The organism is Microcoleus sp. B7-D4 (genome assembly GCF_036705125.1).
Taxonomy (GTDB): domain Bacteria; phylum Cyanobacteriota; class Cyanobacteriia; order Cyanobacteriales; family Microcoleaceae; genus Microcoleus.
Map to the genome: position 1 here is coordinate 1 of NZ_JAUBTT010000031.1, position 23,824 is coordinate 23,824.

16 protein-coding genes and 2 pseudogenes are annotated in these 23,824 nt (G+C 43.8%); 7 read left to right on the forward strand and 11 right to left on the reverse strand.

The window, feature by feature from the left end; translation table 11 throughout:
- The first annotated feature begins 336 nt into the window (after positions 1–336).
- The 4 genes from QUB12_RS14355 (at position 337) to QUB12_RS14370 (ending at position 9,343) form a co-directional block, all read left to right on the forward strand.
- Complete coding sequence (locus tag QUB12_RS14355) at positions 337–2,682, forward strand: serine/threonine-protein kinase PknK (RefSeq protein ID WP_333307233.1); 2,346 nt, start codon at positions 337–339, stop codon at positions 2,680–2,682.
- A 165-nt stretch (positions 2,683–2,847) separates the two neighbouring features.
- A complete protein-coding gene (locus tag QUB12_RS14360) occupies positions 2,848–5,634 on the forward strand; it encodes a SpoIIE family protein phosphatase (protein ID WP_333307235.1) in 2,787 nt (928 codons plus the stop codon).
- A 411-nt stretch (positions 5,635–6,045) separates the two neighbouring features.
- Complete coding sequence (locus QUB12_RS14365; protein WP_333144551.1) at positions 6,046–7,506, forward strand: DUF3370 domain-containing protein; 1,461 nt, start codon at positions 6,046–6,048, stop codon at positions 7,504–7,506.
- Positions 7,507–8,035: 529 nt separating this feature from the next.
- On the forward strand, positions 8,036–9,343 hold the full coding sequence (locus QUB12_RS14370) for an acyltransferase family protein (RefSeq protein ID WP_333144550.1): 1,308 nt from the start codon (positions 8,036–8,038) through the stop codon (positions 9,341–9,343).
- Positions 9,344–9,539: 196 nt separating this feature from the next.
- On the opposite strand, the pseudogene QUB12_RS14375 reads toward QUB12_RS14370, so the two are convergent.
- The 8 genes and pseudogenes from QUB12_RS14375 to recQ all read right to left on the reverse strand — a co-directional run.
- A pseudogene (locus QUB12_RS14375) lies at positions 9,540–9,689 on the reverse strand (transposase); the annotation flags it as partial.
- Between the two features lie 100 nt (positions 9,690–9,789).
- Positions 9,790–11,085 carry a dihydrolipoamide acetyltransferase family protein gene (locus QUB12_RS14380; protein WP_333307275.1) on the reverse strand — a complete coding sequence of 432 codons (1,296 nt, stop codon included), beginning with the start codon at positions 11,083–11,085 and terminating at the stop codon, positions 9,790–9,792.
- A 173-nt stretch (positions 11,086–11,258) separates the two neighbouring features.
- Complete coding sequence (locus QUB12_RS14385; protein WP_015179467.1) at positions 11,259–11,699, reverse strand: YlqD family protein; 441 nt, start codon at positions 11,697–11,699, stop codon at positions 11,259–11,261.
- Positions 11,700–11,850: 151 nt separating this feature from the next.
- On the reverse strand, positions 11,851–13,800 hold the full coding sequence (locus QUB12_RS14390) for a long-chain fatty acid--CoA ligase (RefSeq protein WP_333144549.1): 1,950 nt from the start codon (positions 13,798–13,800) through the stop codon (positions 11,851–11,853).
- 143 nt (positions 13,801–13,943) lie between these two features.
- The gene (locus QUB12_RS14395) at positions 13,944–14,633 is read right to left on the reverse strand and encodes a hypothetical protein (protein WP_333144548.1); all 690 of its coding nucleotides are present in this window, start codon (positions 14,631–14,633) and stop codon (positions 13,944–13,946) included.
- Positions 14,633–15,742 carry an AAA family ATPase gene (locus QUB12_RS14400; protein ID WP_333144547.1) on the reverse strand — a complete coding sequence of 370 codons (1,110 nt, stop codon included), beginning with the start codon at positions 15,740–15,742 and terminating at the stop codon, positions 14,633–14,635. The genes QUB12_RS14395 and QUB12_RS14400 overlap by 1 nt, the downstream gene beginning before the upstream one ends.
- A 389-nt stretch (positions 15,743–16,131) precedes the next feature.
- Positions 16,132–17,289, reverse strand: a complete 1,158-nt coding sequence (locus QUB12_RS14405; protein WP_333144546.1) for a hypothetical protein — start codon at positions 17,287–17,289, stop codon at positions 16,132–16,134.
- 43 nt (positions 17,290–17,332) lie between these two features.
- On the reverse strand, positions 17,333–19,528 hold the full coding sequence (gene recQ / locus QUB12_RS14410; RefSeq protein WP_333144545.1) for a DNA helicase RecQ: 2,196 nt from the start codon (positions 19,526–19,528) through the stop codon (positions 17,333–17,335).
- Between the two features lie 97 nt (positions 19,529–19,625).
- Here recQ and QUB12_RS14415 point away from each other — a divergent pair, with 97 nt between their 5' ends.
- Positions 19,626–19,910: a DUF427 domain-containing protein gene (locus QUB12_RS14415; RefSeq protein WP_190738299.1), complete on the forward strand. Its 285-nt coding sequence runs from the start codon at positions 19,626–19,628 to the stop codon at positions 19,908–19,910.
- A gap of 123 nt (positions 19,911–20,033) precedes the next feature.
- Positions 20,034–20,165, forward strand: coding sequence for a hypothetical protein (locus QUB12_RS14420; protein ID WP_333144544.1), 132 nt, complete (start codon positions 20,034–20,036; stop codon positions 20,163–20,165).
- 238 nt (positions 20,166–20,403) lie between these two features.
- Here QUB12_RS14420 and QUB12_RS14425 read toward each other — a convergent pair whose 3' ends face one another.
- The gene (locus tag QUB12_RS14425) at positions 20,404–21,069 is read right to left on the reverse strand and encodes an L-threonylcarbamoyladenylate synthase (protein WP_333307277.1); all 666 of its coding nucleotides are present in this window, start codon (positions 21,067–21,069) and stop codon (positions 20,404–20,406) included.
- A 213-nt stretch (positions 21,070–21,282) separates the two neighbouring features.
- Between QUB12_RS14425 and larC the strand changes: the two genes are divergently transcribed.
- A complete protein-coding gene (larC, locus tag QUB12_RS14430) occupies positions 21,283–22,737 on the forward strand; it encodes a nickel pincer cofactor biosynthesis protein LarC (protein WP_333144542.1) in 1,455 nt (484 codons plus the stop codon).
- A 71-nt stretch (positions 22,738–22,808) separates the two neighbouring features.
- On the opposite strand, the gene QUB12_RS14435 is transcribed toward larC, so the two are convergent.
- Both QUB12_RS14435 and QUB12_RS14440 read right to left on the reverse strand, forming a co-directional pair.
- On the reverse strand, positions 22,809–23,111 hold the full coding sequence (locus QUB12_RS14435; RefSeq protein ID WP_333307237.1) for a hypothetical protein: 303 nt from the start codon (positions 23,109–23,111) through the stop codon (positions 22,809–22,811).
- Between the two features lie 36 nt (positions 23,112–23,147).
- A pseudogene (locus QUB12_RS14440) lies at positions 23,148–23,774 on the reverse strand (energy-coupling factor ABC transporter ATP-binding protein); the annotation flags it as partial.
- Between the last annotated feature and the right edge of the window lie 50 nt (positions 23,775–23,824).

A 23,824-nucleotide genomic window follows, 5' to 3' on the forward strand; every position in this document is an offset into this window, starting at 1 on the left:
AGCATAAGACTATCCCAGGATAGCAGCACCCAAAGAAGCGTCAACCCACCAGAATTTAAGCAATTGTCAATTTTTGATTGGCTTGAATAGATGGAATCTCCGTGCGTTCACGCCGGGGCGGATGTCAAAGTCCTCATTTCCCATTCATAAATCAAATACTTATCTACACTGTTACCATTATTACATTTTAACTCAGGAGAGCCAGATGAGCGAACCCACTCAAAGCAATACCGAAGCAGGCTGTCCCCCAGTTCCTCAGTCAATTATGACCGCCAGTCGAGATGAACTAGATAACATCGATTTAGAATAGTTAATGAAAAGGGTAAGGTGAAAAAAATGATCGTTCTTTCAGGATACGAAATTATAGAAAATATTTACGAAGGAGTCAGAACCGTTGTTTATCGAGGGATAAGAAATCGGGATCGACAGCTTGTTATCGTTAAAATAATAAAAAATGAATATCCTACGCTTGAACAAATCACCAAGTTAAGGCAAGAATTTATAATTACTCAAAATTTAGAGTGTGAAGGAATTGTCAAAACTTACAATTTAGAAAATTATCAGAAGAGTTTAGCGCTAATATTAGAAGATTGTGGGGGTCTATCCCTTTATCATTTTATGGCAGCCAATAACCTGTCAATAACCGAGTTGCTGAGGGTAGCGATCGCTCTATCCGAAACTTTGATCTATCTCCATCAAGTACCGATCATTCACAAAGACATTAAGCCCTCAAATATCATTATCAATCCAGCGACCGGAAAAGTAAAACTGACTGACTTTAGTATTTCATCGCGCTTGGAATTGAAAAACCAAAGCATTAGCAATCCCAACTTGCTAGAAGGGACTCTCGCTTATATGTCACCCGAACAAACGGGGAGGATGAATCGAGCAATTGACTACCGCACCGATTTCTATTCTTTAGGAGTGACTTTCTATGAAATACTGACCAACCAGTTGCCATTTACTACCACCGATCCGATGGAGTTGGTTTACTGTCATATTGCCAAACAACCCGTCCCACCTAAAGAGGTAGCAGAAATTCCTCAAGCGGTTTCAGATATTGTGATGAAACTGTTAGCAAAAAATGCGGAAGACCGATATCAAAGTGCGGCGGGATTAAAATTTGACCTGGAAACTTGTTTGCAGCAATTGCAGACAACTGGCAAGATTGAAAGTTTTCCCATCGGTCAACGCGATCGCCGCAACCAATTACTCATTCCCCAGAAGCTTTATGGTAGAGAAATCGAAGTCCAAATTCTTCTAGATGCCTTTGGACGAGTCAGCCTCGGTGCTACCGAAATGATGTTAGTTTCCGGTTATTCCGGGATTGGTAAAACTTCAATCGTCAATGAAGTTCATAAACCAATTGTAGCAGCTAGGGGATATTGTATTGCGGGTAAATTTGACCAGTTTAAGCGCAATATTCCGTATGCAGCGTTAATCCAAGCATTTCAAGAATTAGTTCGTCAGCTATTAACAGAAAATTCCAAACAGATTGCTATTTGGAAAGAAAACTTATTAAAAGCGCTAGATAATAACGGTCAAGTTATTATTGATGTTATCCCCGAAGTAGAACTAATTATCGGTAAACAGCCTGAAGTTCCTCAACTGGGATCTTCGGAATCGCAAAACAGATTTAATCGGGTATTTCAACAATTTATTCAAGTTTTTTGTCAACCCGAACACCCGCTAGTCATCTTCCTTGACGATTTACAGTGGGCAGATTCGGCATCTCTAAAGTTAATCCAACTCTTGGTAACCGATCCAGATAACAAATATTTGTTAACGATTGGAGCTTATCGAGATAACGAAGTCAGTCCCGTTCATCCTTTAATTCAGACCATAGAAAAAATTCAAGGAAATGAAACGGTGGTGAATAATATCACCATTCAAGCGCTGGCTTTGGATAGCGTCAACCAATTAATCGCCGACACTCTCGATGCCAGCGTAAACTCAGACAAAATTAAAGTTTTTTCGGAATTACTTTTTAATAAAACCCAAGGCAATCCGTTTTTCTTAACGCAGCTACTCAAAACCCTGTACTCAGAAAATCTGCTGGTTTATCAAGTAGATACAGACCGCTGGGAGTGGGATATTCAACAAATCCAAGCAATTGGTATCGCAGATTTCAATATTGTTGAACTGGTTGCCCGAAATATTCGCCAACTCCCAGAAACAACCCAGAAATTATTAAAACTAGCGGCTTGTATCGGCAACCAATTTAATTTAGAAGTTTTATCAATTGTCAATGAAGAATCAAACTTAGCGACGGCTGCTCATTTGTGGGAGGCAATGCAAGCGGGTTTGATTCTGCCGCTGTCTGAAAATTACAAAATTCCTCTACTCTTTGCCCAGGAAGAGTTGGCATCTATACGCGATATCAAAGTTGACTACAAATTTTTGCACGATCGAGTGCAGCAAGCAGCTTATTCTTTGATTCCAGAATCGGAAAAAAAAGCCACTCACCTGAAAATTGGTCAACTGTTGCTGAATAATACAACAGAGCAAGAGCGAAAAGATAATATTTTTGCTCTGGTTAACCAACTGAATTTTGGCACAGATTTGCTAACTAATCAGTCAGAAAAAGATGAGTTGGCTGAATTAAACCTGATCGCCGGACAGAAAGCAAAGGCCGCGACTGCATATGAAGCCGCTGTTAATTATTTGAATGTAGGTATATAACTGCTGAGTCAAGATAGCTGGGAAAGTAGATACGATCTGACATTTAATTTTTATCTGGAAGCGGCCGAAGCTGAATATCTCAATGCCAATTTAGAACGAGCGGGAATTTTATGCGATCGGTCTCTCCAAAAAGCCAAAACAATCCTCGAACAAGTCAACTTATATGTGCTGAAAATTAGGCTTAACCTCGCTAAAAACCAGATTCAATCTGCGTTAGATAATGGGCTGCAAGTTCTAGAAATGCTGGGAGTGACCCTATCCCAATCACCCCCCCAAGAGTTAAATATCGAGGAGTTAGCGAACTTGCCAGAAATGACCGATCCCTACAAGCGGGCGGCTATGGAGCTTTTAGTTTTCCTATTCCCACCTGCTTGTTTTGCAGAAAGCCCGCTAGCGATGCCAATTCTGTATACTATGATCGAACTTTCTCGTCATCATGGGAATTCGCCACAGTGTACTTTTGCGTACTCGATTTACGGAGCAATGGTGTGTTGGCTAATACCAGATATAGATTTGGCCTATCAACTCGGTCAACTTTCTTTGCAGGTATTAGAGCGGTTAGATGCCCAAGAGTTTCGTTCTAAAATATTGCTTAATGTTTCGATCTGTATTAACCACCTTAAAAAGCATACTAGAGAAACTATAGAACCTCTGCGTCAAGCAATTAATAGCGGCTTAGAATTTGGAGATATAGAATATGCTTGTCATGCTGCTGATTACTACTGCGCTCATCTGTTTTTTAATGGCGAGCATCTAGACTACGTGCAAGAACAACAAAAACACTATATTGATTTTGCCGATAACTTGTCCCAAGAACACCAGTTATATTTACTCAAAATTCTCGGTCAATTGGTAGAAAATTTAAGGGGGATGACAGATAATAAACTGCTTTTGATTGGCAGCATATTAAATGAGGAAGAAGCTATCACTTATTTAAGAGAAGTAAAAAATTTTATGTGCTTATTCAGGGTTTATTATGCGAAAACTGTAGTTTGCTATTTATTTAAGCAGTATGAAGAAGCTCTAGAATTTGCTAGAGAAGGGTTGAAATATTCAATTTACATTCAATCAAATATTAGCTTTATTGAACAGAGCTTTTACTATTGTCTGATTCTTTTAGCCCATTTTGAAGCAGTTTCAGGAGAGGAAGAAAAGAAACAAGAATACCTGAGCCAAGTCGAAGAAACTCAGAAAACTATAAAAAATTGGGCGTTCCATTGCCCAATGAATTACCAGCATAAGTATGACTTAGTAGAGGCAGAAAAAGCCCGCGTATTGGGGCAATTTTTCACAGCAATGGAATATTACGACCGGGCGATAGATGGAGCCAAGGAAAATGGATACGTCCAGCACGAAGCCCTCGCCAATGAACTAGCAGCAGAATTTTATTTAGCATTAGGTCGTCAGAAAGTAGCGCGTACCTACCTGATTGACGCTTACTATGCTTATATTCGCTGGGGAGCGCAGGCAAAAGTTAAAGATTTAGAAGAGCGCCATGCTGAATTACTCGCACCAGTCGTCGGTAGGAAAAACAGCCTGACGAGTGGAGGAGACGAAATGATTGTTCAGACCAGAAATACTGTCACTTCTACCAATTTAGGTGCTGCACAAGCTCTGGATTTATCAACAATTATCAAAGCCTCCCAAGTGCTCTCAGGAAAAGTTCATCTGGATGAATTGCTCTCGAATTTGATGCTAGTCTTGCTGGAAAACGCGGGAGCAGAAAAATTTTATTTCCTCATACCTGACCCAGCAGGTGAGTGGAAAATTGAAGCTCAATGTACGGGTGAACGATGTCAAATAATCTCCAAGTCAGCGATTGAAAGTCAAGAGATTCCTATCTCGCTGGTTAATTATGTAGAACGCACGCAAGAAACTCTTGCGATCGATGATGCAACCACTGAAACTAGGTTTGCCTCTGACCCGTATATTATTCAGCAGCGACCTAAATCTATTTTGTGTAGCCCCCTGATTAATCAAGGTAAGTTGGTAGGCATCTTATACCTAGAAAATAATTTAACAGCGGGCGCTTTTACGCGCGATCGCTTAGAAGTCCTCAACATCATTTCCGCCCAAGCTGCGATCTCCATCGAAAATGCCCGTCTCTATCAAACTTTAGAAGAAAAGGTGCAACAACGCACCGCCCAACTCGCCCAAGCAAACCAGGAAATTAGCAGTCTCAATAACAAACTTAAAGCCGAAAACCTCCGCCTCAGTGCTGAGTTAGAAGTCACGAAACGACTGCAACAAATGATCTTGCCCAAACAATCAGAACTTGATAAAATTAAAGGATTAGAAATAGCTGGATATATGGAACCTGCCGATGAAGTGGGTGGCGACTACTACGACGTGCTAACCCAAAATGATAAGGTAAAAATTACCATCGGCGATGTTACGGGACATGGTTTAGAAAGTGGCGTATTAATGATTATGGCGCAAACCGCCGTCCGCACTCTCCAACAAATGAACGAAACCGATCCGGTGAAGTTTCTTGATGTGTTAAACCGCACCCTTTATGCCAATATCGAGCGCATCGACTCGTCTAAAAACATGACCTTGGCTTTGTTAGATTATCAAGATAGTAACTTTACCCTCAGCGGTCAACATGAAGAAATAATTGTAGTCCGTACTGATGGTAACATCGAACGGATAGATACCACGGAACTCGGCTTTCCTCTGGGATTAGAGGAAGATATTGCTGATTTTGTTTGCCAAGTTGAAGTGCATCTTAATCCAGGGGATGTAGTAGTTCTTTACACAGATGGAATTACCGAAGCTGTAAAGATAAATAAAGTGTATTACGGCATAGAAAGATTGTGCCATGTGGCCAAAGAAAATCGCCACAAAACGGCTGAAGAAATTCGACAAGCAGTAATTGATCATCTGCTGCAACATATTGACAAACATAAAGTTTTTGACGACATTACGTTGGTAGTCATAAAACAGAAATAACGCAAGTTGGTAATTGGTAATTGGTAAATTGTTTGAGCGTCCGACGATCGAAACCGACTTCACGCCCAACAATTTTGGAAATGGTGCGCGGACTCATACCAATTTTTTATGAGGCTGCATAGAATTCGATCCCCCCTAGCCAAGAGGGCGGGCACGGGGGCACCGCCCCTACTAAGGGGGGGACCGGAAGCTTCTTGAAGTCAACCCCTACTCCCCTTTTTAAGGGGGATTTAGGGGGATCGATATCTGTGCAACTTCACATTAAATTGGTATCAGGAAGGTGCGATCGAAAGCTGAGCGCCACGTCTGTGCTAAAATCCAAAATTCCTCAAACACATCAACCAACTTGTGGTAAAGTTTTGTGTCGATCGCCCGTTAGCGGAGTCCTCCCAGAGGATCGGTCAAATATCAATGCAAGTTCAGTTAAACGCGCTCACAGCAATGTTTTTGCCAATTTTCCCCCTAGCTCAAACAATCGCCGCACCTCCCGCCCAACAACAACTGCTGATCCAGCCAGAAGCCCCCCTACCCGAAAACCAACTGGATTTACCACCACAGCCAAGCAGCAGCTTGCTAAAAACGATAACTGTGCCCCAACAAGTGCGCGTTTTACCGGGAAAACTCGACAACATCCCGGTTTTCAACAGCAACAGTCCGGAAGTCGTGCAAACCGAAGGCATTTTGCTCTCCACATTTCCCCAGGAATCAAAACAAGTACCTTCGGCTCATTTAAACTTTGCCTTCAAAGGCCGATTTGACATCTTTGCCCACCACATCGCCAGGGCTAAAAATCGCGAAGAAACTCGCACCTTATTTCAAGGAATAATTGTCCACAATCCTAACTCCGAACCTGTTACTTTAAATGTCTTGCAAGGAGCAACTTATTTAACTCGGCCGGATGCCTTGTTTGTCGATTTGCCGTCGTATTTAGAAAATAGATTCGGCACTGTGTTTGCGGGGCCTGGAAGCCGCATCACGAGCGATGTATTGCGGGGGTTCAGACAAGCCATTTTGCCCGCTGCGATCGAGATTCCGGGCAATCAGAGCCGAATGCTGATGAATTTGCCGATACCTGTGGGGAATGTCACGCCTTCTTCCAACGGTCGATCGACCTTAATGCGAATGTCGAGCAGCAATTCGGTTTATGTAGCGTCATTAGCAATGTTTGCTCCTCAAAGTCAAGGAGGAGTCGAACAATATCCGACTTTAGAAGAGTGGGAAAATATTTTAAATACCAAAGGTTTAGCAGGGCCCAGAGATTTAGCACCAACTCCGAAAGGCGAAAATCCGGTGCAAAAAATTTATGGCCGCGTGGCAGGAGTCGCTGAAGGTTCCCAGTGGCAAGCTAAAATTACGGACAATTCGAGAACCGATTATTTAACTATTCCCAAGCGCGGCGAGTCATTTTCCTATGCTTTGAGCACAACGGATACGGGGACTTTTGGCACCGGTCAAATTCAAAGCGCTAAAATGTTAGCTCGCTATCCCGATACTGCTTATTCTGCTCACGGTAATTACGGGATTCAATACAACTTAACTTTTCCGCTTTACAACAAATCTCGTGAATCCCAATCTGTTAGCATTAAAATGCAAACACCCGTCAAGGCAAATACAGAAGCGGGGGGATTGATGTTTTACGATCCTCCTGAAAATCGGATATTTTTCCGAGGTACGGTGCGGGTGATGTTTAAGGATGATACGGGCAAGACTTTGACGCGCTACATTCACATCGTGCAGCGCAGGGGACAGCAGGGGGAACCTTTGGTGAATGTGAATATGAAGCCGGGGGAACGCCGTTTGGTGCAGGTGGATTTCTTGTATCCGCCGGATGCGACGCCGCCCCAAGTTTTGACTGTGCGATCGAGTAATTAGTTATTGGTTGACGGTTGGCTGTTGACGGTTGACGGTTGACTTTTGACTGTTGACTGTTAACCTTTTGGTTTTTGTGTTAATGAGTTAAGAGAAGCATTACAGTGGCTTGCAGCCGCATGAGGTACACTAAGCCAAACATTTTCAACAGCTTGCTGCGAGCTGACCGGTCAGATCGCACATGGGACGGATTTAGCCCAGAACTTATTACTTTTTTCATAAGCCGAAGTGTTTTTTAAGACAAGACCTTAACGCCATCTTTTGCCGCTTGCGAGTGTAAATCATCTTGTTGACAGCCAAGCAGCTTGTCATCTACCATAGGTATGGAATTTGATAGGACTTGAATTACTGGCAAGGTATAGAGAAATATCTGTTAGCTCTGACCAACAGAAGTTTGCCACCGGGTGTTCTATATCTCATTGCCCGAATTTTACATGAACTTTTTTAATATCTGGTTCCACACTAAGCATGGATGAGCTTTGAGCATTCAGTAATCATTAATGCCGTCTGGCAGGTAGAACGTTGAGTTGATATGAATACAGCACCTTTATTCGTGAATCATTATCAGACTAAACTTCAGATTGATAATCCTTTTTTCGATGTTTTTTTGGTAGTTGCTTTAATTGTCTTATTTTTCATTACTTTACGTCCGTCTTTTAATGACGATACACTATCTTCTTTGCAGACGAATCAGTTGAAGGGTTTTGCAATTATTCTGATCCTCTTTAATCACTTATGCTATTACACTGAACCTGCACCCTCTCTGTATGGAATTTGGTCAGAAGCTGGCATGGTTGGAGTTGCTATCTTTTTAATTTTTTCTGGGTATGGATTATCTATATCTATGCAAAATAAAGGAATTAAAGGGTTCTTCTTAAAAAGAGTATCCAGGATATTAATTCCCATAGTATTTGCTCTAGGGTTGCTGCTTTTTTTGAAAATATTATTAGAAGGAGTCGAGCAAAATATTTTGCTTGAGCTTCCACGAATATTATTTTTTATGTATAGCTTAGATGGTAAAACTTGGTTTATAATTTTTATTTTATTCTGGTACTGTCTCCTTTATTTAACTTTCAAATTTGGTCTTTCAAATCAGCATAAATTAATATTTTTATTCTTGATATCGCTGGCGCTAATTTCTATCCCAGAAACTATGTTTTTGGCAAAAGTAAATGCTTTCAGCTTTCCTTTTGGTTGCTGGATGGGACTAAATTCATCCTTGATCAAAGACAAAATTAATAAAATATTGAATGACAAAATATTAAGTTATATAGGTTGTATAGTAGGTAGTATTTTATTGTCCACATTCCTATTTAAGGCATCAGAGATATTCCACTTTCGTGCTTACTCGGCAATTTGGTCAATTTTAGTTTTAACTGTTATACTGTCTGGTTCTTGTATTATCTATCTTAGTGCTTTTAGGAAGGTAAAATTTAATTTGCCTGCAGAATTAATAGCTTGCACTTTTGTCGTTTCAATTTTATATCTAAATTATTTGAGTATGGTTTTTGACCTCGCTATTGAAGGACCAGCAAATATCTATTGGTGTTTAATTCGTAGTATTTTACACATTTCAATAAGTCTCACCTTGCTTTTTTTGATTTCTTTATTGACAAAATTTAAAGTTTACTCTCTATCTCTCTGCTTTTTAGGAGATATTTCTTTTGAATTATTTCTGACTCATAATACGTTCCTTATTCATTTTGACTTTATTTTGTTTAGGGGGCCTGTAGCTATAACCTTGGTCATTTACTTCTTACTTGTTTGTTGTCTTAGTTTGGTTTTAAAGCGACTCAGTGCTAAGACTGTAAGGGCGCTGAGTACAGCCTACCAAAAATAGCTAGACCAGATCGCAGACCTAATCCACCCGTAGATTTTTTCCGTCCTCATTACAGCGCTTTTCAACCGCATGAGGTACAGTAACAGCAATTAACAAACCAATTTTGAATGTCTTTAAGGGAAATAAGATATAAAGCATCTTTAAGGACTATTTCTAAAGAGTCGCGGCTGCTAATAACAAGAGAACGTAAAATTTATTTAAGTTTAGACCAAGAATTTTCAATTGGATTAAAATCAGGAGAATAAGGAGATAAATAAATAACCCTAGCTCCGGCTGCTTCAATGAGTTCTTGAATACCCTTAACTTTATGAGCAGAAAGATTATCCATCACAACAACGCCTCCCGGTCAGAGGCAAGGAACTAATATATCCTTAGTCAACTGCCAACAGTCAACTGTCAACAGTCAACTGCGAACTGTCAACAGTCAACTGTCAACAATTAACTAATTAAAGCGTCAAAGACTGAGGATTTGTCTCAATCAATTTCGCTAAATCTTGCAAGAAAGACGCCGCGTCAGCACCGTAAATAATCCGGTGATCGCAAGTAATATTCACCTGCATTTGCCGCTTCACTCCCATCAAACCATCCTCGTTTGCCACTACTTGCGGCCGCGAAGAGCCGATCGCCAAAATCGAGCCTTGATTCGGCGGCAAAATCGCGTCAAACTTGTCTACTCCAAACATTCCCAAATTGGAAAGAGTGAAAGTTCCCGTGCTGTATTCATCCGGCTTCAACTGCTTGGTGCGGGCGCGATCGACTAAATCCTTCCAAGTGCGGGAGAGCGAATAAATATCGAGGCGATCGGCATTTTGCAACACCGGCGTAATCAAACCGCCGCCATCCATCGCCACCGCTACCGCCACATTAATATCAGCGCGGTGTTGAATACCCGACTCCAAATAACAAGCATTCAGCAGAGGATGTTTTTGTAAAGTTACTGCTACAGCCTTCGCCAGCATAGCCGTCATCGTGACGCCCTTGGACTTAATTTGTTTGTAGAGTTTGTCCAGATTATCAGTAGTAATTGTGTAACCCACGCGGAAAGACGGCACGCTCAAACTTGCTTCCATATTCCGCACCACCGCATTTTGCAGCGCATTCATCGGTACTCTTTGGCCCGAAAGTGCGATCGCCGGGACTGGTGCGGGTGCGGGTTTGGCTGCTGCGGGGGCGGGTGCTGCAGATGCCGGTGCGGGTGCTGCGGGAACTGTTACCGCTTGCTGAACCGGAGCTGGTTGAGCTTTGCCGGCTGCTGCTTCCACATCCTCTGCGACAATGCGACCGTTGGGCCCGCTGCCTTTGATAGAATTCAAATCTACTTTAAACTCTTTGGCTAACTTGCGAGCGCGGGGAGAAACGACGCTGCGGCCGTTTTGGCGGCTGACATTTTGCTGCAAACCTGCTGAGGATGTAGCTGCGCTCACAGGAGCGGGGCTGGGAGCGGGGGCGGCGGCTGCGGTTGGGGCGGCGGATCCTTGCTGCTGAGCTGCGGCGATTTCGGCTTCTGTTTCTGCTACCAGGGCGATTGCCGCTCCTACCGGAGCAACTTCGCCCGCCGGTACGATAATTATTGCTAAATAGCCTTCGTAGAAAGACTCGACATCCATGTCGGCTTTGTCGGATTCAACCACTACCACCGTTTCGCCTTTTTCTACTTTGTCTCCGGCGGATTTGACCCAGGAAACAATTTTGCCCTCTGTCATGGTAGAACTCAGGGCTGGCATGAAAACTTCGCGAATCATCTGTAAAAAGTCCTTTTGTGTTGGTAATAGGTAATCGGTATTTGGCAATTGATAATTGGCGATCGGCCACCGGCAATACTTATTATTATGCCAGTCTCTCGCATTCTTGATGTGTGACTGTTGACTCAAAATCAATTGCCAATTACCGATCGCCAATTACCACTTACCAATTTCTAAATATCACCTCGAATTTCTTCGACTATGCCGTCGCGGAGGAGTATTTCTACTTGCATTTTTTGAATCAAGTTTTCTCCGAGCCCGACAGTGAATGTGCCGTCAATTTGACCTTGACTCACTTCTTGTTCCAGGTCTAGCACCTGCACTTGCTGAAGCTGTTGCAGGTTTTGGTTTTTCTGTTCTAGCAGTTCGCTTTTTCTTTGATTCACCTGCACTTGAATGTTTTCTATTTGCTGCATTACTTGCGGGCCTGGGGGCTGCAGATTTTGCTTTTGGATTTCTGAAATCATCCGCTGCCCTTGCATTTCTAACTGTTGTAGCTGAGAGTCTATTTGGTTGATTTGGGCTTGGAGTTGCTGTTGAGCTTCTTCTTTCCAGCGGGGAGTAACGACGACTTTAACGTTAATCGATCGCTTCAAGAGTAATTGTGGTTCCATAAAGTTGTTGCTTGTCAATTAGGAATTAGGCATTAGTCCTGGGCCATTAGTTGGTAAATATGAACTAATGGCCCAGGACTGAGGACTCGGACTCGGGACTCGGGTGTTGGGATAATTTTTTCTTTTCCATTCCCCAAGTCCTGCGAATATTTCAAAACATCCCGTCAATCATATCGCGGTAGTGTTGCGTCACAACCGGGCGCTTAATTTTCAGGGTCTGGGTCAACATTCCATTTTCCATCGAAAATGGCTCCTGAATCAACCGGAACGGGCCGATGCGATCGTCCGCGCGGTATCCGGGGCGATTTTGCACCTCTCGGTTCAATTCTTTTCGGAATAAATCTTGAATAGTCTTGCTATTCCAGTCAATTTCGTGTAATGGGGGATTCTGAGTTTCTGCCCATTTCTGCACGGCTTCTGCATTGGGGACAATTAAGGCGCCGACTGATTTCTGGTCTTGACCTACTAGCATAATTTGGTCGATGTAGGGGCTGCGGAGGCAGGCGTCTTCTATGGGCTGGGGTTCGATGTTTTCGCCGTTGGTGAGGACGATCGTATCTTTGGCCCGCCCGGTCAAGATTAAGTCGTTTCCCGGTGTCAGCCAGCCCAAGTCGCCGGTGTCGAACCAGCCCTCGGAGTCGATCGCCTTGGCAGTCGCTTGGGGATTAAGATAATAGCCCTGCATAATTTGCGGCCCCCGCGCCAATACTAAACCGCGCTGGCCTGTGGGCAGTTGCTGTCTGGTTTCTGGGTCTACTATTTTAATTTCCGTATGGGCTAGAGGCTGTCCTGCGGAACCTTTAAGATTGTGCCAAGGGCGGCGCACAGTTAAAACCGGCGAAGTTTCGGTTAAACCGTATCCCACTAACAAACCGATATTCGCTATTTCAAAGAAATTGTCTATATGCGCGGCCAAAGAACCGCCACCGCTAATCGCCCATTTTAAGCGTCCCCCTGTAGCTTCCCTGACTTTTTGGTAAACCAGTTTTTCGGCGAGGGCGTGTACGGGCGACAACACAATGCTTTTGGTGCGGGCGATTAGTTTTTCGGAAGCAGAAGCCGGTTTCAAACTAAGAGTTAATCCTTGGAAAATGCGGCGGTTCTCGATGTATTGCTGGCTGGCAGATAACAGGAAATCCACCAATTTTTGTTTGTTAGGTGGCTGTTCCCGAAATTGCTTTTGTACGGCCTCATAAATCGATTCCCAGATGCGCGGAACGCTGACCATGTACTGGGGTTTGTAAGTTTTAAAGTCTTGTTTGAAATAGCGAATATTGGTGTAAATTTGCGTGCATCCTTGGGAAAGCAGGAAGTATTCGACGCTGCGTTCGTAGGCGTGCCAACTGGGCAGAATGCTGAGGGCGCCCTCGCCGGCTTCGGGCTGGAGAACAGTGCCCAAGGTGGTGAGTTGGTGCAGCAGGTTCCCGTGAGTCAGCATGACGCCTTTGGGTTTGCCGGTGGTGCCGCTGGTGTAGAGGAGGGTGGCGAGGGTTTGAGGCTTGTGGTTGGTGGGTTTGAGGGGACGGTTTGCCCCTGTGGTCATCACTTGGGAAAATTTGACTGTGTTGAGGGTTTGGCTGGTTTCCGGTTCTTCGTCGGAGAGGAGGACGATGAGTTGGATGGGCAAATCTGGGAGGCGGTGTTGCAGTTTTTTCAGTAATGCCAGGTTTTCGACTACCAAGGCGCTGCTGCCGCTGTCTTGGATGATGTATAGGAGTTCTTGAGGGTCGGCGGTGGCGCCTCGAACAACGTTCGCGGCCCCGGCCATCATGATACCTTGGTCGGCTATCAGCCAGCGGGGGCTGTTGTCTGCGAAGAGGGCGACGCGGGGAGGGACTGCTTCTTCGGGATTTGGTTCAATGCCGAGGGCTTGGAGGCCGGCGGCGAATTGCTGGATTTGTTGGTAGAGGTCGGTGTAGGTGAGTTTGATTTCTGGCTGGCTGTGGGGGTCGTGGAGGGCGACGGTTTGAGGAAATCGCTGTTTGACGATCGCCCAAATTTCGGGTATCGATCGAATGGAACTGTAATCGATTAGCTTGCTGAGGTTCGCGCGTTCGCGATCGGTCATTTGGGATGATGTGTAAGATGCTGGGTTGTTCATAGTTATTTTTGCGAGTTGTGCGAGATTAAAGTGTTTTATCTAAATCTAGTATGAAATGTATCCTAACTGTATCTGCTTGGGTAGGGACAGTTTGCAAATCTGTCTCTACCTTTTAATTTTTATTTTCTCTTATTTGTTGCCTTTTAAGTTGACACTTTTGGTTTAATTTTGTTACAGAAATCGATGAACTGACGGAAAGTAGTCAGTTGTTCGGGCTGAATTTGAATCCTTGTCAATAGTTGTTCCAAATAAAATGGCTTGAGTACATCTCCCGGTCGTTTTTTTGAATAGGTAATATTTTTAGCTTCAAATAACGCTCTCAAATAAGCTCCGTGAAACTGAGCGTGAGTATTAAAGTCTTGATATCTGCCCATATTTTCGGGACAGTTAACTGAAACATCGTAATATTTAGTATAATCTAGCAAAGGTTTGTTTTGAGGATTTCTGGAATAAATCTTCCGATTACCCAACAGCCAAGTTTCCAAGCAGCGATTCTGAAATATCAGCACAAGTTCTGCATTGTATAATTTCAATTTCTGCTCAGTTAAAAAATCATAAATTTCTGTTGTGAGTTCGGCAACAGTATTTTCCTCGGCATCGAGACATACTACAAAATAGCTGTATTTTCCGTTTGAGTTAATTTCGGCGATCGAACGCGGGATAAAATCGTATATTAATGAAGGATATCCTTCACCGCTAATCAAGTAATAATTTTTTTCATTCACATCATCGCAATTATCAACTCGCTGCAATTCCGGTAAAAGATGAGCCAGCCATGCAGGATAAACTTTTCTCTCGGATTGCTTCCCTTCGACTAAAAAATACAGATTCATCAAACTTTAATTCCCTCGCTGTATTCTTCTAGATTAATCAGTTGCGTAAAAGCTTGATGCCTCGATTTTCCCAACTTCAAATCTTTAGCATCTATCACAGTTACAACCCCACCTTTGCGAGTGACTATTTTCCAGTGCTCCATCCCAATATTATTGATTATGTAGGGATGGTGGCTGGTAAGAATGAATTGAATATTTCTATTTTCTACAATTAAATCTGTCACCACATCAATACAGTTAATCCCCAAGCTGTTTTCAAATTCGTCGATCAGGATTACAGTGCCTTCGGGCGACAAGTACAGTTCACTAATATGAATTAGCGTTTTCAGCATTCCTGATGAAATGTTATTTTGAAATATCCAATCAGTGACACCTTTCTCTTTTATCTGAATGGGAAAACTCGTAAATGATGAAGTGTCATCTTCTACCGCTTCTATTTTTACATCTTCAACTTGAGGAAATATTTCTATAAATGTGCGTTTAATGTTATTAAAAACCTCTGAGTAGTCGCGATAAATAAAAGCGAGTTTAATTTGAAGTGGCAAGTTGCTTGCTTTAAGGTTATCCAAGGCAATCTCAATTTTTGAAATTGTTGTCCTCATGATATCGTAAAAACCATCAAGGGAACTCATATTGTTTATAACTATTTGATTAAAAGCCTGGTGAACAGGTGAAATATCTTCCTCTTGATTTAAAATTTCAACAGCACTTTGAAATGGCGATAATTTAGGAGTTTTATTCCCGTTAAGTATAATTTCATTAGCTATTCTGTCTATAATTACATTTCCCTGTCTCCCTAAATATTCTCTAATAATCCTAAATTCATTAGTTTCGTCTTCCTTATCAAGAATCATGGGCAGATTTTTTTTTGTTTCAAATTGACCTTGCCAGCGGTACTCAACATTATTTACTGTCGAGAATGTAATATCCCAACCTAAACCATTTGAGGACTCACCATTGGCTATCTCTTTTAAACGCAAAATTCCTTGCAAAATTTGTGTTTTGCCCACACCAGATACCCCAACTAATAAAGCCAAGTTGGAAAAATATATCGGTTCAAAACGCCACTCTCGTAAATTATCCCAAAAAGCTAATTTTTTAATTCTCATTTCCGCGTCCCCTCAATTATTTGCGTCCCTCAGTATTTATCAGCCTGCATCTGCGGTTAAAAACTCCCCTCAAAAACCGATTCCAGCCCCATCTCCATCAATTCTACTATAGCAATCCTAAATGATTCAGATAAATTTGTAGGGGTAGTGCTACCCCTACTCCCCGTGCCTACCCCCTATCTATCGGGGCAACCACGGGGGGATTGCCCCTACAATAATTAGGCGAATGATTTAGGGTTGCTATAGATGCCGAGCAAACGAGTACATACATCGATGATCGCACTTTAACATAACTGGGTGCTGATGGCGCACCTTACCCCACAATAAAATTGAACTATGAGTGGAACAGGCATCTTGCCTGTTCATGAAACTCGTGCAATATCTCAGATTTAAGCAACATGGCGCGGTGAATCAACCATCGGCGCAGTACCAAACAAATGTCTGAGATAACTGCGACTGAGCTCGCGGTTCCAGCGCCGCAGACGCACCATCACTCGCGTGAATGTAAAAGTCAATTCCACCACCAAAGAAAGCTGTTTGAGACTGAGTGAATTATTAAACACATCATTACCGTGCGTGCGTTCAATCTGATGGTGTTTCAGCAAAGCAATCAAGTTTTTAGTAGAGCCTTTCAGTTGATTGAAATAACTCTGGAAGAAGGCCCAGCGGCTGAAACCCCAAAACTTAGCCAAATGATTGATCTCATCCTGTAAAGGCTGGGAAATTGCCTGTTGCAACGCTCCTGTTGAGTGTACCATCAACCATAAATAAACAGAAGTAGCTCCCCACTCGGTACTCAAGCGACTAATCACGTGTTTGTAGGTATCTTGCCAAGCGTCACCTGTGGATTGACAACCATTAACAGAGTTGGGTTTAACTTGCAGTTTTTCTGCTGTAAGTTGCTGGTAAATTTTTCTAAATGTCGGGCAATGTTGGCGTTCTTCTTTTTCCCAGACACCTATCTCTAGAATGTTGCCGTTGTCATCAAAAATTCCTCCCATAAACCGCGCCATTTGCGGGTAAATATGCTGTAAGTAGCACCAACTTTCTCTACCGTAGCTGTGGATGGGAGCTTCAATTTCTGCCGCACTTGCCAAAATTTGTAAAAATATTTCTGGCTTGACACCAATAATTTGGTCGCGAGTGATTCGTTGCCAATCTATGGGTTCCCAAGGGCGGGGATGCGGGTTGGAAAATTGCTGGGGTAGATCGGAAAGTCGATCGCTCAAAACTTCCAATGACATATAATGGTCGATGAGGGAGTTAATCCTTGCCCGACTTTGCAAGTAGCGAGGGCTTTGATACTGATTTCCAGCCAAATCAATTGTATACACCTTACCAGTAGCTTTCATTGTTTCTGCCTGTTCGTAACTTTTACAGCTATTGTGCAAAAGGCATTTGGGAAGCGGCAATGAGTAAGCTGCAGGCTGCTCAATTACTACGAGTTGCTTGGAGTTAGCCGAACTCAGGTGAAGCGGCATGAAGTAGGGTGAACTACACAACACATGATAGCCGTAATCTGCGCCGAAGAGTAGCTTTCCTCCCATCAATTATCTGCGTGCATCAGCGTTAATCAGCCTACATCTGCGGTTAAAAACCCACATAATTTTGCCGCCACCAAGCGCGCACAAACTTAATCTCCTCAAACGTATAACGTTCTTCCAAAAAATCATAAATTGCTCTCAGTTTTTCATCCCCCATAACTTCAATAGCGTACACTATCGCCTGCTGGCGTTCCGGTTCCACTAACAAATTTATATCAACTTCCCTGCCCATTTCCATCAATTCTATCAGATGCCCCGAAATAGTATTAGGACTCATACCCCGCGCATTCGCTATTCCTTGAACTGTCAAGCCTTGTCGGTATAATTCCCAGGTTTGCATCTGCGAATAAGACGCAATGTTGGGAAGATTGGGAAGATTAGCAACATCAGAAGATGCAGTACCATTCGGCAATCCTTGTTCTTGGCAAAAATTGCGAATGGCCTCCAAGAAAACCTTACCGTACTTATCTCGCTTGTTGCTACCAACGCCGTAAACATCCTCGAATTCTCGGAGATTTTGCGGGCGTTTTTCTGCCATATCTCGCAAGCTTTTATCTGCAAAAACTACGTAAGGTGGCACAAATTGTTCGTCGGCAATTTGTTTGCGTAGCGTCCGCAGTATGGTAAATAAAGCTTCTACTTCTACTGCCAAAGAACGAACTTTCGCCTGTACTTCCCGCTGCGGTTCAATGGCGATTTCAACTGTGCGCTGACGTTTCATAATTTCCCAACTTTTTTCATTCAGTTTTAAAATGGGAAACCCGTCTGTTCTTTCCTCTAAAAAACCTTGATTTACCAGCGATCGACTCAACTTTTTCCATTCATCAGCACTTCTATCTTTGCCTATTCCGTAAGTAGAAAGTTGGTGGTGCTGGTATTGCAATACTTTTTGATTTTTTGAACCGCGCAGCACGTCTATAATATGATTCATGCCGAATTTTTCTTGGCATCTCGCGACGCAAGAAAGAAATTTCATTGCCTCAATCGTCCAATCTTCTACTGGTTTTTGGTTGCAACAGTTATCGCAAGTACCGCAGTTTCCGGGGAATGAATCGCCAAAATAACTTAACTGGATTGTGCGGCGGCACTCGGTGGATTCTGCATAGTTGATTACTCGCCGCAACTGTTGGCGGGCAATTCGTTGTTCTTGCGGGTCAGGTTTTTGCTCGATGATGTAGTCGATCATTTTGACATCGCCGTAGCCAAAAAATAAGCTGCAATGGGCGGGTTCGTTGTCTCGGCCTGCGCGGCCAGATTCTTGATAGTATCCTTCGAGATTCTTGGGTAAGTCGTAGTGAATTACAAACCGCACGTCTGGTTTGTTAATGCCCATACCGAAGGCTATTGTAGCTACCATTACTTGCACGTCGTCGCGAATGAAGCGGGTTTGATTTGTGGCGCGAGCGACATCGTTCATGCCAGCGTGGTATGGTAAGGCTTGGATGCCGCTTTGTTGCAATTTATAGGCAACTTCGTCAACTTTTTTGCGACTGAGGCAATAGATAATTCCCGAACCGCCTTTTTTTTGGATGATTTGCAAAACTTCGGCAAAACTGTGCTTGGTTTTGGGGCGAACTTCGTAGTATAAATTGGGGCGGTTGAAGCTGGCGACGTGGATGTAGGGATTTCGCAGAGTTAACTGCTGGATTATGTCTTGGCGGACGCGCTCGGTGGCGGTGGCGGTTAGTCCCATAATGGGAATGTCGGGATATCGATCGCGCACTCGCTGCATTTGCCTGTATTCTGGTCGAAAGTCGTGCCCCCATTCCGAAACGCAGTGGGCTTCGTCGATCGCAAATGCCGAAATTCCTAACTTATTTGCTACTATATCTAAAAACGGTAAAAATCTCTCACCCAGCAAGCGTTCGGGTGCAACGTAGAGCAATTTAATCTTACCTTCGAGAATTGCTGTTTCGCGCGATCGGGTTTCCTGAGAGCTCAAAGTGCTGTTGAGAAAAGTCGCCCCAATTCCATTATCCTGCAAAGCCTCCACCTGGTCTTGCATCAGAGCAATTAACGGCGACACAACCACTGTCAATCCCGGTTTCAACAGTGCCGGTAATTGAAAACACAAAGACTTGCCACCGCCAGTCGGCATGACAATCATCATATCCCGTTTTTGTAAAGCAGCTTCGACAATTTCCTGCTGTCCCGGACGGAAAGAGTCATAGCCAAAAAAATGTTTAAGAGCTTGTTCCAGGGACAGTGGCACAGAAGATATTGGCGGATGAGACGCTGACATTTGCAGTAGTTGGTTGTTGGCTTCTCAACTATTCTATGCCTTTTGAGCACAAATACAGTTACAATAATTGAGAATCTCAATTTAAGCAGAAAAACTGATGCCGAAAGCAATTTGGAATGGTGCCGTTTTGGCCGAGAGCGACAAGTGCGAAATTGTAGACAACAACTATTATTTCCCCGCCGATGCCATCAACCGTGAGTATTTCAAGGACAGCAGCACTCACACTACTTGCGGTTGGAAAGGTGTTGCTAGTTACTACAGTGTCGAAGTCGGCGGACAAGTGAATAAAGACGCTGCGTGGTACTATCCTACTCCGAAAGATGCTGCTAAAAATATTGCCGGATATATTGCTTTTTGGAAAGGAGTTAAGGTAGAAGCTTAGGTTTTTTCCGCAGGTTTGTTAGCTGGCGATTCCGACAGGCCGCCAGGGAATTAATTCCCTGGCTCATAGCTGAAGTCGTCTTAAGACGACTGTGGAAATTAGGGAGGAATAAGGAGCATCTCAATGAAAGCAGGCAAGCTAGAAATTGGAGTTTTGAGGCAGGAGGCAGGAGGCAGGAGGCAGGAGGGAAGAGGCAGGAGGGAAGAGGGAAGAGGAAGAAGGAAGGAGCCAGAAGAAGTGTTTTTACAAATATGAGATGCTCCCGAGGAGTAACATAAGTTGCGATGAGTTCAAATAGAAATAATATCTAATATCTACTGATAGCGATTGCTCCTCTGATAATTGTCAATCCTTTAAAATATAGGACAGAGCTTAATTAAATTCAATACCATAACCGCTATATTTAACAGTCCTCTTTGAGAGGACTTTCGCTATGAGACGGGGGTTTTGAACCCCCGGCGGACTGTTGGAGAAGCGAAAGCATCCTCAAATTTTAATCTTTTTCCCAAACGGCGACAGCTTCCGCACCCAAACCACGACGAACAACAATCGGTTCGCTTTCTGTCAAATCGAGAATGGTAGAAACTTGATATCCCGGATCGGAACCGTCATCGACAATGACATCTACTAACTTTGAAAAACAGTCAAAAAGTTCAGCTTTGCCAAAACTTTCTGCTTTTCCTGCTGGCACGGGTGCAGCACCTTCATCATCCGTGGTAATGTTAGCGGATGTTGAAATAATTGGATTTCCCAAGGCTTCCAACAGTGTAAAACAAAGCCGCTGGTCGGGAACGCGAATTCCAGTGGTTTTCCGTTTTGGGTTCATTACCAACCGTGGCACTAACTTGGTAGCTGGCAGCAGAAATGTATAAGGCCCAGGTATTAACCGCTTGATAATTCTGTATGCTTCATCGCTGACGACAGCATAGTCGGTGATATTTGACAGAGAGGAACACAAGAACGTTAAAGGCTTATCATTGGAGAGTTGCTTGATCTGCCTGACTCGTTCTACAGCAGACTTGGAGTTGAGATCGCAGCCGATCGCGTAAACTGTATCTGTCGGATAAAGCATCACTGCCCCATCTTTCAGAGCTTTTTGAATTTTCTCGATCCGGTCTCTTTGGGGTGCAACTGGATGCACTTCGTAAAAAGTTGCCATGTTAAGATATTGCAGGCTAAGTGGGCGATCGAAATATCGAGTGAAACCGATATCTTGCAGCATTGTCAAGAACAGGCAAGATGCCTGTTCCACAAAGAGTAAATTTTCTTGTGGGGAGTAGGGGTTGGGCATCCTGCCCGCCCGTCCAAGACTTATTGACAATGGTGCAAGGCGTAAGATGAAACAATCAATGCTAAAAATTAATTGTTAACAATGAATAAAATAGCTTATTTTGACTGTCCAACCGGCATTGCTGGCGATATGTGCATCGGAGCTCTCATCCACGCCGGCGTTCCTTTAGAATACCTAATCGAAAAACTCAATTTGCTCGGCATTTCGACAGAGTACCAGTTGCGGACGGAATTAGTCCACCGGAATACTCAACAAGCAACTAAATTTTATGTCGATTTAGCTGCGGATTTGTCGTTAAAACCAGAAAATCCCGCTACCGAACTCGATCCCTCGGAAACCGAATCCCCGACTTTCGACGCCCGCCACCACCATCATCACGGGGAAGAACATTCTCACAGTCACGGCGAAGCAGATGCCGAAATTAGCCACAGTCATCACCGCAATTTACCCGAAATTGAGCAAATCATCGTCTCTGCAAAATTGCCTCCGCGCGTGGAAGCCTGGAGTTTGGCCGTATTTGGCAAATTAGCAGAGGCAGAGGCTGCAGTACACGGTATCCCCGCAAGCGAGGTTCACTTTCACGAGGTGGGGGCGACGGATGCAATTATTGATATTGTCGGTACTTGTTTGGGTTTGGATTGGTTGGATATTCAGGAGTTTTACTTTTCGGCGATGCCGACTGGTGGCGGTACGGTGAAGGCGGCCCACGGCCGATTAGCGGTGCCGACGCCGGCGGTGATGCGATTGTGGGAAACGCACCAAGTGCCGGTTTATAGCAATGGGATCGATCGCGAATTGTGCACTCCTACGGGAACTGCGATCGCCTGTACTCTCGCCGCTAGTTTCGGGCCACCACCGTCGATGCAAATTCAGGCGATCGGTTTGGGTGCAGGTTCTCGAAACCTGGCAATTCCTAATATTTTGCGCCTCTGGATTGGGGAGAAGTCAGAAGGGGAGAGGGGGAGAGTGGGAGAGGGGGAGAGTGGGAGAGTGGGAGTGGGGGAGAGTGGAGGAAAGACGGGTAGTCATTCCCAATTCCCGATGCCCCATGCCCGATTCCCAATGCCCAATGCCCCATTCCCAATGCCCAATTCCATAGAAACTATTACGGTGTTGGAAACGCAAATTGATGATTTGAGTCCGCAGGCGATCGGCTATGTTTTTGATGCTTTGTTTACCGCCGGAGCTCTGGATGTTTTTACTGCCCCAATTGTGATGAAAAAGTCGCGGCTGGGGGTTTTGTTAACTGCGATTTGTCATCCAGAATTTCAGGATGCTTGCGAAGCTGTGATCTTTCGCGAGACTACTACTTTGGGAATTAGGATCTCGACTCAACAGAGAACTATTTTACACCGAGAAATCCAGACAGTTAAAACAGAATACGGCGAAGTCAAGATAAAAGTTGCGAAGTCTGGAGAAACGATTGTTAATGTACAGCCGGAATACGAAGATTGCGCGGAAATTGCCCGACTTAAAAATATTAGTTGGCGGGAAGTTCACCGCTTGGCGCTGCAAAGTTGGTACGATCGCACTTAATCCATTACAGGAACTTACATCTTGCAGCATTTTTAGGAACAGGCAAGATGCCTGTTCCACAAGAATTTAATTCAACCAATAAGAAATAACAAATAACTAAAGCCTAGGGTTTGGTAAAATTTGGTGTTGCCATTGCTCGAAAGCGGGGATTTTTGAGCGATCGTCTGTTGAAAACATCTTGCACCATTTTTATGAACAGGCAAGATGCCTGTTCCACAAGAATTTAATTCAACCGATAACAAATAACAAATCACTAAAGCCTGCGGCTTGGTAAAATTTGTTGTTGCAATTCCTCGAAAGCGGGCATTTTTGAGCGATCGTCTGTTGAAAACATCTTGCACCATTTTTATGAACAGGCAAGATGCCTGTTCCACAAGAATTTAATTCAACCGATAACAAATAACAAATCACTAAAGCCTGCGGCTTGGTAAAATTTGTTGTTGCAATTCCTCGAAAGCGGGCATTTTTGAGCGATCGTCTGTTGGAAACATCGCCCTTATTTGCTCCATAAGCTCGATCGCCAGCGGTACGCCAAGCTGCAATTGTTCCAACACATCCCGCTGAGCAAAAACGGTTTCCCGTATTTCTTCTAAAATTAGTTGTCCTCGATCCATTACAAACATCCAATCTGCCCACCGGTAGATGAAAGCGAGGTCGTGACTTGCTAAAAGAATAGTGGTTCCGGCGCTGTGAATTTGTTGGAGTAAACCGATCAGTTGTCGGGTGTAACGCGGGTCGAGATAGGCGGTAGGTTCATCTAACAGCAGCAGTTTGGGTTTGAGAACCATGATATCGGCGATGGAAACCCGCTTTTTCTGGCCCAAACTGAGATTGTGAATTGGTTCGCGGGCGAGTTCGCTTAGATCGCATTGCTCGATCGCCTGCTGCACCTGTTGAGAAATTACGGATTCTCTCAAGCCTAAATTGTACAACCCGTAGGAAATATCTTCTTCTACCGTCGAAGCTACTAATTGATGGTCGGGATTTTGAAAGACGAGTCCGATTTGTTGGCGCAGTTGCATCAAAGATTTGCGATCGGTCTTTTTTTGTAAGACTCTTGTGTCAGCACTTTCTCAATAGCTTCGCG